14 protein-coding genes are annotated in these 13,508 nt (G+C 61.1%); 2 read left to right on the top strand and 12 right to left on the bottom strand.

The window, feature by feature from the left end:
• Window positions 1–190: 190 nt before the first annotated feature.
• Entirely contained in the window at window positions 191–1,480 is a 1,290-nt protein-coding gene (gene gltA / locus FH041_RS02725; RefSeq protein WP_023533602.1) for a citrate synthase, read from the top strand.
• 108 nt (window positions 1,481–1,588) lie between these two features.
• Here the strand turns inward: gltA and FH041_RS02720 are convergent, their stop codons facing one another.
• From FH041_RS02720 to FH041_RS02680, 9 genes are all read right to left on the bottom strand, one after another.
• A complete protein-coding gene (locus FH041_RS02720; RefSeq protein WP_027916296.1) occupies window positions 1,589–2,194 on the bottom strand; it encodes an START domain-containing protein in 606 nt (201 codons plus the stop codon).
• 33 nt (window positions 2,195–2,227) lie between these two features.
• Window positions 2,228–2,482 carry a YkgJ family cysteine cluster protein gene (locus FH041_RS02715; RefSeq protein ID WP_027916297.1) on the bottom strand — a complete coding sequence of 85 codons (255 nt, stop codon included), beginning with the start codon at window positions 2,480–2,482 and terminating at the stop codon, window positions 2,228–2,230.
• A 126-nt stretch (window positions 2,483–2,608) separates the two neighbouring features.
• Window positions 2,609–3,073, bottom strand: coding sequence for a hypothetical protein (locus tag FH041_RS02710; RefSeq protein WP_023533622.1), 465 nt, complete (start codon window positions 3,071–3,073; stop codon window positions 2,609–2,611).
• 64 nt (window positions 3,074–3,137) lie between these two features.
• A complete protein-coding gene (locus FH041_RS02705; RefSeq protein WP_027916298.1) occupies window positions 3,138–4,580 on the bottom strand; it encodes a PLP-dependent aminotransferase family protein in 1,443 nt (480 codons plus the stop codon).
• Window positions 4,581–4,872: 292 nt separating this feature from the next.
• Complete coding sequence (locus FH041_RS02700) at window positions 4,873–5,682, bottom strand: OmpA family protein (RefSeq protein WP_371259684.1); 810 nt, start codon at window positions 5,680–5,682, stop codon at window positions 4,873–4,875.
• Window positions 5,682–6,035 carry a DUF4398 domain-containing protein gene (locus tag FH041_RS02695; protein WP_027916300.1) on the bottom strand — a complete coding sequence of 118 codons (354 nt, stop codon included), beginning with the start codon at window positions 6,033–6,035 and terminating at the stop codon, window positions 5,682–5,684. Before FH041_RS02695 ends, FH041_RS02700 begins: the two co-directional genes overlap by 1 nt.
• A 9-nt stretch (window positions 6,036–6,044) precedes the next feature.
• A complete protein-coding gene (locus FH041_RS02690; RefSeq protein WP_027916301.1) occupies window positions 6,045–6,866 on the bottom strand; it encodes an ABC transporter substrate-binding protein in 822 nt (273 codons plus the stop codon).
• 74 nt (window positions 6,867–6,940) lie between these two features.
• On the bottom strand, window positions 6,941–7,870 hold the full coding sequence (locus FH041_RS02685) for an electron transfer flavoprotein subunit alpha/FixB family protein (protein ID WP_028686599.1): 930 nt from the start codon (window positions 7,868–7,870) through the stop codon (window positions 6,941–6,943).
• Window positions 7,871–8,620, bottom strand: coding sequence for an electron transfer flavoprotein subunit beta/FixA family protein (locus FH041_RS02680; RefSeq protein ID WP_027916303.1), 750 nt, complete (start codon window positions 8,618–8,620; stop codon window positions 7,871–7,873). It abuts the gene before it with no gap.
• A gap of 574 nt (window positions 8,621–9,194) precedes the next feature.
• Here FH041_RS02680 and FH041_RS02675 point away from each other — a divergent pair.
• Window positions 9,195–10,859, top strand: coding sequence for an electron transfer flavoprotein-ubiquinone oxidoreductase (locus tag FH041_RS02675; RefSeq protein ID WP_140174157.1), 1,665 nt, complete (start codon window positions 9,195–9,197; stop codon window positions 10,857–10,859).
• A 93-nt stretch (window positions 10,860–10,952) separates the two neighbouring features.
• Here FH041_RS02675 and FH041_RS02670 read toward each other — a convergent pair whose 3' ends face one another.
• The 3 genes from FH041_RS02670 to FH041_RS02660 all read right to left on the bottom strand — a co-directional run bounded on the left by FH041_RS02670 (window position 10,953) and on the right by FH041_RS02660 (window position 13,448).
• On the bottom strand, window positions 10,953–12,272 hold the full coding sequence (locus FH041_RS02670; protein ID WP_140174156.1) for an MFS transporter: 1,320 nt from the start codon (window positions 12,270–12,272) through the stop codon (window positions 10,953–10,955).
• Window positions 12,273–12,345: 73 nt separating this feature from the next.
• Window positions 12,346–12,819 carry a response regulator gene (locus tag FH041_RS02665; protein ID WP_027916306.1) on the bottom strand — a complete coding sequence of 158 codons (474 nt, stop codon included), beginning with the start codon at window positions 12,817–12,819 and terminating at the stop codon, window positions 12,346–12,348.
• Between the two features lie 152 nt (window positions 12,820–12,971).
• Window positions 12,972–13,448, bottom strand: a complete 477-nt coding sequence (locus FH041_RS02660) for a sigma-70 family RNA polymerase sigma factor (protein ID WP_023533586.1) — start codon at window positions 13,446–13,448, stop codon at window positions 12,972–12,974.
• Window positions 13,449–13,508: the final 60 nt, after the last annotated feature.

The following is a 13,508-nucleotide window of genomic DNA, read 5'->3' as shown; positions in this document are numbered from 1 at the left end:
TAGCCCGAATAGCGCATTGCCTTTAACGAGCAAAAGGCGTAAACGGGCGAGAATTTCGGGAAAAATCAGGCTTGAACAGCTGATTCAACAAGCCTTTAGGCAAATTGACATCTGAATTTATCCCTCTATAGTGGTGCGGGCCCTGCGTGGGGGGTCTGTCTGATGATTTCAAGCATTAATAGGAGGCCACATGGCTGACAAAAAAGCGCAGTTGGTCATCGAGGGCACTGCCCCCGTCGAGCTGCCCATTTTAACCGGCACGGTTGGTCCTGATGTAATCGACGTCCGCGGGTTGGGGGCCACTGGTCACTTCACCTTCGACCCTGGTTTCATGGCAACGGCCTCGTGCGAGTCGAAGATCACCTACATCGACGGCGACAAGGGTATCTTGCTGCACCGCGGCTACCCCATCGAGCAACTGGCCGAGCAGTCCGACTACCTCGAGACCTGCTACCTGCTGCTCAACGGCGAACTGCCCAATGCCGAGCAGAAAGCCCAGTTCGTCAGCACCGTCAAGAACCACACGATGGTTCACGAACAGCTCAAGACGTTCTTCAACGGCTTCCGCCGCGACGCTCACCCGATGGCGGTGATGTGCGGTGTGGTCGGCGCCCTGTCGGCCTTCTACCACGACTCCCTGGACATCAATAACCCGCAACACCGCGAAATCTCCGCGGTGCGCCTGGTCGCCAAGATGCCGACCCTGGCCGCGATGGTGTACAAGTACTCCATGGGCCAGCCCATGATGTACCCGCGCAACGACCTGTCATATGCGGAAAACTTCCTGCACATGATGTTCAACACCCCGTGCGAGATCAAACCGATCAGCCCGGTGCTGGCAAAGGCGATGGACCGGATCTTCATCCTCCACGCCGACCACGAGCAGAACGCCTCCACCTCCACCGTGCGCCTGGCAGGCTCGTCGGGTGCCAACCCGTTCGCCTGCATCGCTGCCGGCATCGCGGCACTCTGGGGCCCGGCCCACGGCGGCGCCAACGAAGCGGTACTGACCATGCTCGATGAGATTGGCGATGTGTCCAACATCGACACCTTCATCGCCAAGGCCAAGGACAAGAACGATCCGTTCAAGCTCATGGGCTTCGGTCATCGCGTCTACAAGAACCGCGACCCGCGCGCCACTGTGATGAAGCAGACCTGCGACGAAGTTCTGCGCGAACTGGGCATCAAGAACGATCCACAGCTCGAGCTGGCCATGCGCCTGGAAGAGATCGCCCTCACCGATCCTTACTTCATCGAGCGCTCGCTGTACCCGAACGTCGACTTCTACTCGGGCATCATCCTGAAGGCCATCGGCATTCCAACCAGCATGTTCACCGTGATCTTTGCCCTGGCGCGCACCGTCGGCTGGATCTCGCACTGGAAGGAAATGCTCTCCAGCCCGTACAAGATCGGCCGCCCGCGCCAGCTGTACACCGGCGAGGCGAAGCGCGATATCGTGGCACTGACCGACCGCAAGTAAGCGTTCACCGTCAAATGCCAAAAGGCTGCCCTAGGGCAGCCTTTTTCGTCGGTCCTGTGCTGACCGCCTCTCAAGTCAGGCGGCCTTCACCAATGCAGCAGAAAAACCTCAGTTTTTCTCGGCGCGCGCGCGAAGCGCCTTGAGCGTATTGAACGGGGCTTCCACGACGAACTTGTTGGCAATCATCGCCGGCACACTCCCGCCTGGCTCGGTATGCACCTGGTACGTCACCTCCGTGCTGTCACCCTTGGGCACCAGCTTCCAGAAACCGTCTACCATAGCCACTCGAACAAAGCCCTTCTCTTCGGGCACGTAGGCAGGCTCTTCGACGAGGTTACGTGTAAGGCTGCCATCGGCACCCTTGACCGTGGTAACACGCAGCACGGAGTCGCGCGGCGTTACAGGCCAGGGCGTATTGAACTGGGTATAGGTCCAGCTCTGATCACCCTCATGCTTGAGCAGTTTCTGCAACTTGCACTCGTGAATCCAGGCACAAGCCCCAGCCACATCCTCCTGCAACGCCTGGACTTTGGCCAACGGCGCCTTGATGACGGTCACGCCTCGGTACGCCTTGTATTTGGAGCCCGGCACTTCACTGAGGGACACCTTGATGCCCTCCTCGTCCTTGGCCACCTGCCAGTTTTCAGCCAAGGCAACAGGTGCAAACAGAACACTGACGCTACACAGCAGCGCTATACGCTTGAACGATCTCATCATGTTTATCCTTGTTGTCGAAGATCCAGCCTGTCACGCCGCCGTTACCCGCTCCCACCAGCCAAGAATCCTGATCGCCTCTTCATTGTCAGCACCGCACACCTCGGGATCGGCCTTGAACCCACCACAGACCGCCGGCCGCTCGGGTTTGCCGAACAGGTCGCACAGATTCGCAGGCGTCAGGTGCAGGCACCTCACACCTGCCGGCTTGCCCTCGGGCATCAGCGGCATGGCTGAAGTAATGGATGGCGCGATGCAACAGGCGCCGCAGCCTTCGCGGCATTTCATGGCATTCAAGTGAATCAGGACTCCAGAGTACGGGATAGGGCGGCACACACGGATAGTAACCGCTCAAACAGACGTTTGAAATTGCCGCCCTGATGAAAATCCACTGACCGGCCGGTCAGCTCCCATCTACTGACGGTACTCGAAATCGATGGCGGCGCCTTCGACATCCCGGCGGCTGTCATTGCGAAGCTGCAGTTGCATTTCGTTGCTGATCAAGCGGCCATTGAGTTGAAACGGGCTGTCGGCTTCGGACTTTTCGACGAACAGCGGCGGTAGCAACGGTTTGCGCTTCCTGATGGGCGAGGGTTCACCAACGTTCGGCTGCAGGTTATCGACCAGCTCGGTGGGCAAGCTCAGGTCGAGGTTGGTTTTCGGCAACGGCTTGGCCACTTGCTTGCTGACCTTTTTGTGCGTCGACTTGGCACGCTTGCTGGCTGCCTTGCGAGCACTTTGCTGTGCCTTCGGCTTGACTTGCGCTTTACCTGAAGCGGACTGTGCCTGGCTTGCTGGCTGGGCAGCCTGAGCTGGGCTGCCCGGCAAAGCCACAGGCAGCAGACACAAGACCAACAGATACCGGCGCAGTGCGTTCATGGCAAATGGACAGAACCCCATGGAAAATGCGTATGCTCCCTGTTCCGCAGCCGCCTGGCAAGCCTCACAAAAGTGGGATGGCAGGCTCCCTGCACAATTGTTGTGCCAGTAGTCCCAAGGTGATGACTGCGCGCTCGGCCTCCTTGTTCCATGGAATCCCGCAGTTCAGGCGGATACAGTGGTTGAACTGTTCGGTATTGCTGAAAATCAGCCCCGGCGCGATGCTGATCCCCTGTTCGAGCGCTCGCACGTGCAGCTCCTGGGTATTGACCCGGCCAGGCAAGCTCACCCAGAGAATGAAGCCGCCCGTTGGGCGAGTCATCTGAGTGCCCTCTGGAAAGTGCTGCTGCACGGCCAACTGATAAGCGCTGAGGTTCTTGCGGTATTCCTGGCGAATGAAGCGAAGGTGGCGATCATAACCCCCGTTTTCCAGGTATGCCGCCACCGCCATCTGGGTCACGCTGCACGCCGAGTGGGTGGTGAAGGTCTGCAAGCGCTGGATCTCGTCCTGGTAACGGCCAGCAATCATCCAACCCACACGCACGCCTGGCGACAGCGTCTTGGAGAAGCTTGAGCAGTAGATGACCCTGTCCAGCCGGTCGAAGGCCTTCAAGGCCTTGGTCTTGCCCTGCTCGAACATCAACTCGCCATAGATGTCATCTTCGACGATCTGGATGTCGTAGTCCGATGCCAGGCGCAGCAACTGCTTTTGCCGCTCTTCGGGAATGGTACCCCCTAGCGGGTTGCTCAACCGTGCGGTCAACACCAATGCCTTGATGGACCATTGATTGGCGGCCAGTTGCAAGGCCTCGAGGCTGATGCCGGTCGAGGGGTCGCTGGGGATCTCGATCACTTTCAATCCGAGCAAGTCCGCCAGCTGCAACAGACCGTAGTAGGTCGGCGACTCGGCCGCAATCAGGTCGCCGGGCTTGGTGAGCACGCGCAGCGACATTTGCAAGGCATCGACACAGCCATGGGTGACGATTACCTCCTGCGGGTCGACCAGCACACCAGCGTCGCGCATGCGAATGGCGATCTGCCGACGCAGAGGTTCGAAGCCTGGGCTGAACATGTAGCTGAAAGCACGCGGGCTGTGAAAGCGCGTCACTTTGGCCAGTTGCTGGTGCAGGGCACGCACCGGCAGATAGTCGACGTGCGGTACGGCCGCGCCGAAGGCGAATACGCCATCGCGGCGCGCTTCGGTCAGTACCTGCTGGATGATGCTGGCCCGGGTCACCAGACCGGGACGCTCCACGCGCGCGATGTCCGGCGTGGGCGCCGTGAGCGCCGGAGTCTGGTGCACATAGTAGCCAGACTGGGGACGCGCGCGAATCAACCCCTGGTCTTCCAGGTTGGCATACGCTTGCAGGACGGTGGCATGGCTGACATTGAGCTGGGCACTCATCTTGCGCACCGAAGGCACCCGCTCCCCGGGCTGGTAGACACCGCGCCGGATGTCTTCGGCCAGTTGCTGGGCGATACGCTGGTACAACAGCAGATTGGTCATGGCTGGATCTCGACGCGCGGACAGGCTCATTATTCTTGTGTCGCTCACTGCGGCTCAGGATACCGGAACAGTTGCAAAGTGTACTGGGACAGATGACAGGATAGTCAACGGTACACTTGCTTGGAAGCGATTTGCAGCGCCCGCGTGCGTGCGGTGCACAGGTAGGCTGATCTTGAACCTACCCAACAGGTGGCGAGTGCCCATGAGTCACTCAGGCGCAGAGGCAGCAGCTGCCATGCACCGCCCGTTTCGACGGCCAGCATGGGCCACTGCCCGAGCCTGCTATCAGCCGTCAGCGTGCCGGCGCAAGCTTGCCCTTGTCGTCGGAAAACACGATCTCGACCCGTCGATTTTGCGCCCTGCCCCGCTCCGAGGCGTTGACTTCAACCGGGTACTGGTCACCGTAGCCCTCCACCTGCATTCGCTTTTCATCGATGCCCAAGTCGGCCAGCATATCGGCCACGGCCTGCGCCCGGTCGCGGGACAGCTTGAGATTCTCTTCGGGCGTCCCCGTGCTGTCGGTATAGCCTTCGATGCGCACTATCCGGCGGGGGTTGAGCTGGAGGAACTGCACGAGCTTGAGCACCGTCCGGCTGGCCGAGTTCTTGAGATCGGCGCTGCCGGTATCGAACAATACATCACCCAGCGTCATGACCAGACCACGGTCGGGCTGCTCAGACGCCAGGGCGACGATCTGCGACTCGACCCATTTGCCCTGCTGCTGCACGCTGGCCAGCTTGGCCTCGCGCAGCGCCAGTTGCAGCCGTTGGCGTTCCAGGTCGAGCTTGGCCTGGCGCTCCTGATTCAGCGCAAGCTTGGCGTGCTCACTGGCGATTTCGCTGTAGCGTTGACTGAGGTAGGCGTAATGGCGTACATCGGCACCGGTACCCATGTAGCTGGACAAACGCTCTGCACGGGACAGCGACTCGCCGGCGCGAATCACATCACGCGGCGCGCTGCGCAGCACATCCGAGTCATCCTTGACCTTCTGGAAGCTGGCAGCGGCTTGATCCAGCGCGGCCGTGCTGCGCTGGCTGGCGCAACCGGTCAGGCCTGCTGCAAGGGCCAGCACTGTCAGTGCCGTGATAGAACCACGCGCCATCATGGCTGCACCTCCAGCTGCTTGCGCAAGCGCTTGATCCTCGATTGCAGCAATTGCAACTGCTCATCACTCTTTTGGTTCAACACCTGGGCCTCGGCCAGCCGAGCATCGAGCTCAGCCTGTTCGGCGCGCATGCGAGCGTCGCGAAAGTCTTGTGTGAGCATGTTTGTACGAGCACGTCCCAGTTTGTCTTCGGCCAGCTTGAACGCTTCGACCTGGTCGGTAGCACCAACCGCTTTCGCTTGTTCCAGGGCCTGCTCGGAAAGGCGCATCTGCTCATCCGGGGCAGGGTCATTGGCGCAGCCAGCCAGGGCAAACATGGCCATGGCAAGGATCAAAGGTTGGGTTTTCACGCGATCTTCCTAGTGTTTGGGGGCGTCGCCCTGCACCTGCAATTGGGCCTTCCAGCGCTCGAGATTGGCCTGCAGCACAGCATCGGACGTACCGGAGATGGGCAATTCTGTCAGCTTTTTCGCCAAATGCCCACGCAGCCAACTGTCATTGCACGCCGAGTCATGGGACAGCGCCAAGTACAGCCCAGGTCGGTCCACGGGTAGGCCGCGGGCAATCAGGGCATCGTTCATGCCCAGGCTCTGGACCATGGCCATGCCCGAATAGCGACCGGCCAGCACATAGTCCACCTGGCCGAGTACCAACTTTTGAAAGGCCTGGGTCAGGTTCTGCGCCATCACCGGTTTCAACTGGTCTTTGGCGAACGCGGTAAAGGCAGGGGTCAAGCGCGCCCGTTCCGACAGACTGCCCCGATAACGCGCAAGGTCAGCTGGGCCATCGAAGGTCAACTCGGCATCGTGCCGCGTCCATACCAGGTACTCGTTGAGCTGCAGCGGCGGGTGGATGTAGTCCAGTGACGTCAATTGCTCCACTTGCAGCGGCGCATCGAGCAGCAGGTCCATGCGACCGCTGCGCACTTCCTCAAGGGCCTGGTCGCGCCTACCCGCGTTGAGCACTTCCACCTTGATTCCCAGCTCGCTCGCCACGTGGCGCAGCAGGTCGACGTTGGCGCCAATCAAGTGCTTGGGGTCTTTGGGGTCCTGCCACGAGTAAGGCGGCGCGTCGGGGCTGCCGGTGGCCACCAGGCGTTCGCACTTGCCTGCCGCCATCGCCAGCGGCGATACCAGAACTGTCATGCAGGCCAGCACCCTGCCCATTGCACGCAACCTCATCCCACACTCCTCGACCATAAAAAAACCCGGCCCTCAACGAGAGGGCCGGGTTCTTTATAAGTGAAGCCAGCGGATCAGACCAGCTTTTCCAGCTCCGGCACGGCTTCGAACAGGTCGGCAACCAGGCCGTAGTCGGCCACCTGGAAAATCGGTGCCTCTTCGTCCTTGTTGATCGCCACGATCACCTTGGAATCCTTCATCCCGGCCAGGTGCTGGATGGCGCCCGAGATACCCACGGCGATGTACAACTGCGGGGCGACGATCTTGCCGGTCTGGCCGACCTGCATGTCGTTGGGCACAAAGCCCGCATCGACGGCCGCACGGGATGCGCCAACAGCGGCGCCAAGCTTGTCGGCCAAGCTATACAGGTGGCTGAAGTTATCGCCGTTACCCATGCCGCGACCGCCGGAAACTACGATTTTGGCAGCGGTCAGCTCAGGACGATCGGACTTGGCCAGCTCTTCGGAAACGAACGCCGAAATGCCAGCATCGTGGGCAGCACCCACCGCCTCGACAGCGGCAGTGCCACCTTCGGCGGCCACGGCATCGAAGCCGGTGGTGCGCACGGTGATGACCTTCACGCTGGCGCTCGATTGCACGGTAGCGATGGCGTTACCCGCGTAGATCGGGCGCTTGAAGGTGTCGGCAGATTCGACCGAGATGATTTCGGAGATCTGATCGACGTCCAGCAGCGCTGCAACGCGCGGCAGGGTGTTCTTGCCATTGGTAGTGGCCGGGGCCAGCACGTGGCTGTAGCCCTGGGCAAGCTCGACGATCAACGGCGCAACGTTTTCGGGCAGCGCATGGGCGTAGGCGGCATTATCGGCGACCAGCACCTTGGCCACGCCAGCGATCTTGGCGGCGGATTCGCCAATGGCACCTACGTTCTGACCGGCGACCAGTACGTGCACGTCACCACCGATCTTGGCGGCGGCAGCAACGGTATTGAGGGTGGACGGTGCTACGGCACCGTTCTCGTATTCAGCGACAACCAGGATAGTCATTTAGATTACCTTCGCTTCGTTCTTCAGCTTCTCGACCAGTTCGGCCACCGATTTGACCTTGATACCAGCGCCACGGGCAGCGGGTGCTTCGACTTTCAGGGTCTTGTTGGTAGAGACCAGGGAAACGCCCAGCGCATCTGGCGTCAGGGTCTCGAGCGGCTTCTTCTTGGCCTTCATGATGTTGGGCAACGACGCGTAGCGCGGCTCGTTCAGGCGCAAGTCGGTGGTGACGATGGCCGGCAGGTTGAGCGCGACGGTTTGCAGGCCGCCGTCGATTTCACGGGTGACGTTGAGCTTGTCGCCAGCGACTTCGACCTTGGACGCGAAGGTGCCCTGGGCGTAACCGGTCAGTGCGGCGAGCATCTGGCCGGTCTGGTTGTTGTCACTGTCGATGGCCTGCTTGCCGAGAATGACCAGCTGCGGCTGCTCCTTGTCGACCACGGCCTTGAGCGCCTTGGCCACTGCAAGGGAGTTCAGCTCGTCGGCTGCTTCGACCAGGATGGCGCGATCGGCACCCAGCGCCAGGGCGGTACGCAACTGCTCCTGGGCGGTAGTCGGGCCGACGGATACGACCACGATCTCGGTCGCAACGCCTTTTTCCTTCAGGCGAACGGCCTCTTCCACGGCAATTTCGCAGAAGGGGTTCATGGACATCTTGACGTTAGCAAGGTCGACGCCGGAGTTGTCCGCCTTGACGCGAACCTTGACGTTGTAGTCGACCACTCGTTTGACAGCTACAAGAACCTTCATGGATTCCTCGTTACTCTCCGGTGAATAGATAGTCGCCTGGGACTAGGCCCTGCGATACGCGTGGGTACAAGGGCACCTCTGGAAACGAGCCGCAGACGAAGTTTTCATGGTGACCGCAACCAAGCGCGCCCCGACCCATCAGTCCTGTGCACATGCCTGGGGCAAAAATGCACGCGGGCCATTTGCTGTCGTGGCGTGTAGACTTCACTACAAACCGCTTGAACGCTTGAAAACCCTGCTCCACACCTGGTCTTTAGAGGTGTACCTGCGCCCGGCTGCATGCCTACGGCGAACGTAAAACCGCTCGTATCTTGACCGTATCACCCCATCCGGTCAATACGGCAAATCGGTCACCTTCCAGCCGCGTACCTTTGATTTTACTGGGCTGCGGCAAATTCAAACAAACGTTTGTATTGGACCGGTCAAGTGGTGTAGATATAATGCGCGTCCAAGACAAAACGGTGTAGTTCGTCATTTGCCCAGCTACAACCTGGTGGCTCGCCACCGCTGCGAATGCCCGCGCACCCATAAGACAAAGCAACAGCTATGAGCCTTGATGAGTAGGAGAGAACCTGTGGAACGCGAATACATGGAATTCGACGTGGTCATCGTCGGCGCCGGCCCGGCGGGTCTGTCCGCCGCCTGCCGCCTGAAGCAGAAGGCCGCCGAAGCCGGTAGCGAAATCAGCGTCTGCGTGGTGGAAAAAGGCTCCGAAGTCGGTGCCCATATTCTCTCCGGCGCCGTGTTCGAGCCACGCGCCCTGAACGAGCTGTTCCCGGACTGGAAGGCGCTGGGCGCGCCGCTGAACACCGAGGTCAAGCGTGACGACATCTACGTGCTCAAGGATGCCGGAAGCGCCACCAAGGTGCCTGACCTGTTCGTGCCCAAGACCATGCACAACCAGGGCAACTACATCATCTCGCTGGGCAACCTGTGCCGCTGGCTGGCCCAGCAGGCCGAGAACCTGGGTGTCGATATCTACCCAGGCTTCGCAGCCCAGGAAGCGCTGTTCGACGAGGACGGCGTCGTACGCGGCATCGTCACAGGCGACTTGGGTGTCGATCGCGAAGGCCAGCCCAAAGACGGTTTGTACACGCCGGGCATGGAACTGCGCGCCAAATACACCTTGTTCGCCGAAGGCTGCCGTGGCCATATCGGCAAGCAACTGATCAAGCGCTTCAAGCTTGATAGCGATTCGGACGTACAGCACTACGGCATCGGGCTCAAGGAGCTGTGGGAAATCGACCCAGCCAAGCACCAGCAAGGCTTGGTGGTGCACACCGCCGGCTGGCCGCTGGACGTCATGGCCAAAGACAACACCGGTGGCTCGTTCCTTTACCACCTGGAGAACAACCAGGTGGTGGTCGGGCTGATCGTCGACCTGTCCTACGCCAACCCCTACCTGTCGCCCTTCGACGAGTTCCAGCGCCTGAAACACCACCCGGTGATCAGCCAGTACCTCGAAGGCGGCAAACGCATCAGCTACGGTGCCCGCGCCCTGGCCAAGGGCGGCATCAACTCGCTGCCCAAGATGGTGTTCAAGGGTGGCGCCCTGATCGGTTGCGACCTGGGTACCATGAACGTGGCCAAGATCAAGGGCAGCCATACGGCCATGAAGTCGGGCATGCTCGCCGCAGAGGCCGTCGCTGACGCCCTGATCGCCGGCAGTGAGGGCGGTGACCAGCTCGACAGCTATGTCAGTGCCTTCAAGGCCAGCTGGCTGCATGAGGAGCTGTTCGCCAGCCGCAACTTCGGCCCGGCCATGCACAAGTTCGGCCCGTTGCTCGGTGCTGCGTTCAACTACATCGACCAGAACTGGTTCGCCGGCAAGCTGCCCTTCACGCTGCGCGACACCAAGCCCGACTATGCCTGCCTGAAGCTGGCCGCGGACTCGCAAAAGATCGAGTACCCCAAGCCCGACGGCAAGCTCAGCTTCGACAAGCTCAGCTCGGTCTTCCTGTCCAGCACCAACCATGAAGAAGAGCAACCCTGCCACCTGAAGCTGGCCGACCCGAGCATTCCGATCGCCAGCAACCTGCCGCTTTATGACGAACCTGCCCAGCGCTATTGCCCGGCAGGCGTCTACGAAGTGGTCACCCAGGAAGATGGCAGCAAGCGCTTCCAGATCAACGCGCAGAACTGCGTGCACTGCAAGACGTGCGACATCAAGGACCCGGCCCAGAACATCACTTGGGTCACGCCTGAAGGCGCTGGCGGGCCCAACTACCCGAACATGTAGTCACCTCGCTCTGCACGATACAAAAAGCCCCCGGTTCGAAAGAACCGGGGGCTTTTTTGCAGGGTGTGCTCCGAAACGGTGTGATTGTGAGTGTCAGGCCGTGCGCGAGAGCTCAAGCCCCGCTTCACCCGCCGCCATGGGCTCTCGTCGCCCGAAGTACACCGAGGTCATTACCCCTACCCCGCCCATCACCAGACAGAACCCGACACACACCCAAGGGCTCCATGGCATCAGTGCGATAAGCGCCAAGGGCGTGATACTGGCCCACAGCGCATAGGCCACGTTGTAGGTGAACGAAATGCCCGATACGCGAATCTGCGCAGGGAACAGCCCGACCATGACCGATGGCACCACGCCCACCACACCGCACGACAAGCCCGCCAGGGCATAGGCCACCCAGGTCATGCCCCAGTGCCCGATCAGGCTGGCATAGAGCACGCCGACCCCGAGGGGTAGCAGCGCGCTGTACAACAGCAGCGCCCGCCACGCGCCCACGCGGTCGACAAGCAACCCGGCAAGCACACAGCCCAGGTTCAGAAAAACGATGCCCACGCTGCTCAGGGCAAAGGTATCTCCCGCGCTCATGCCAAAGCGCTGCTGCATGACCGTCGGGGTGATCACCACCAGCACCACCACCGCCGAGGTCAGCACGCAGGTCAGCAGCGCCGCGGGTGCCAAAGCGCGTTTATGTTCGCCAAGCACCTGTCGCAAAGGAAACTTCACCGGCGCCTGTTGACTACGCAACGCCAGGAAAACCGGTGTTTCACTCAGCCAGCGGCGCAACCACACGCCGATGACCCCGAACACGCCCCCCAGCAGGAACGGATAACGCCAGGCGTAGCTGAGTATTTCCTCGGGCGAGAACACATGGGCCAGCAAGGTTGCCGTCAGTGCGCCCAGCAGATAGCCGAACGTGAGCCCGGCCTGCAGAAAGCCCAAGGCATAGCCGCGTCGCCCGGGCGGCGCATGTTCGGCAACGAAGGTCCAGGCACTGGGCACTTCACCACCGACCGCGGCCCCTTGCAGGATGCGTAGCGCCAGCAACAACAACGGCGCCGCGTACCCAATGTCGGCATACGTCGGCATGACGCCGATGAGCAGGCACGGCAGCGCCATCATCAAAATGCTCAGGCTGAATACGCGCTTGCGGCCCAGGTGATCAGCGAAATGCGCCATCAGGATGCCACCCAGTGGTCGGGCCAGGTAACCGGTGACGAAGATGCCGAAGCTTTGCAGCAGCCGTAGCCATTGAGGCATCTCAGGCGGGAAGAACAGCTGGCTGAGGGTCAGGGCGAAGAAGACGAAGATGATGAAATCGTAGATTTCCAGCGCGCCGCCCAGCGCAGCCAGGCCCAGCGTCCGGTGGTCACGGCGGGTGAACCGGGGTGGACGAGCGGTATCGGTGGCAGTCATGGCAGGTTTCGCAGCAATGGTCAAAGGCCGGAGGATAGCAAATAGCGACCCGATTGCCCCTACCCTGCCTGGATCAGCGATGAAAGACCGTCTGGGCCAAGTTGCCGGGTGCTCTGGGGCCTACCCTGCGCAACCCGTCCGGCATCCGTAGGGTGCCCACCACCAGGGGTGCGTCGACGATCGACATGAAGGACGCCAGGGCGGCATCGTCAGGCACGTGCGGCAGGCTCAGGCTGACCGCCTGGCGCTCGGCCTGGGGTACCGCAGGCACCTTCAGTTGGGCGCAATGGTAAAGCAGGGCATGCTGGATCTGCGTGCTGACCCGGCAAAACCGGGCCAGGTCCACGCCTGCATGGCTGGCCAACTCGATATTGCCCAACAGCAGGTGGAAGGGCTGGAGGGCACCCAGCACCAGCCGCTGTAGCTCCTCGAAACTGTCGACGGGGGCAATACGGTAATACCCCAGGCCATTGAGCATACGCTCCAGTTGCAGGCGTTGGTGCGGGTGAGCATCGGCAATCAGGATACGCAAGGACTTGTTGGCCATGGTCGAACCTGGACAGTGGAGGGGCCGCCAAGACTTGGTCGAGCCCGTCAAGCCCTGGCCAAGTCCAGCATTGATACCCCTAGATACAAGCCGGGAAACCCTCGAAAAGCAAGCGGTGGCCCGACAGAATGTGCAGTTTGCGCGGCGTGCCGTCAGGACTCCCACTGGCGCATGCGTTGCCGGCAGTGCTTCATGGCATTGACGATGTGCTTTTCCACCAGGCTGCGCGACAAGCCCAGCCGTTCGGCAATCTGCGGATGGGACAAGCCTTCGAGCTTGCGCAGCAGAAAGCTGTCACGGCATGGCTTGGGCAGTTCGTCCAAGGCACGCTTGAGCAGGTCCAGGCGCTGGGCGTGGTGCATGTCCTGGGACCAGAGCGTGTGCTGCCACTGAACGCCCTCATCGAGCACTTCCAGCGGTTCGGTCTGGCGAATCAAGTGACGCCGGTGTCGATCCACCACCAGGTTGAGCGCAGTGCGATAAAGAAACGCGCGGGGGTGCTCGATCACTTGCGCATCGACACGCTCCAGCACCCGAACGTAGGCGTCATGGGCCACATCTTCAGCAGCCTGGCGGCTACCGAGGCGTGCGCTCAGGAAATTGACCAACTCGCGATAATAGTGTTCCACGGCGGCACCCTGAATCGCCCGATGACGGCCCCGCGCAGCCCAGACGGGCGCAGGTGATAT

The organism is Pseudomonas sp. SWI7, from assembly GCF_006351945.1.
GTDB lineage: Bacteria > Pseudomonadota > Gammaproteobacteria > Pseudomonadales > Pseudomonadaceae > Aquipseudomonas > Aquipseudomonas fulva.
Note: the sequence above shows the minus strand (reverse complement) of the source record. Positions and strands in the feature narration are given on the sequence as shown.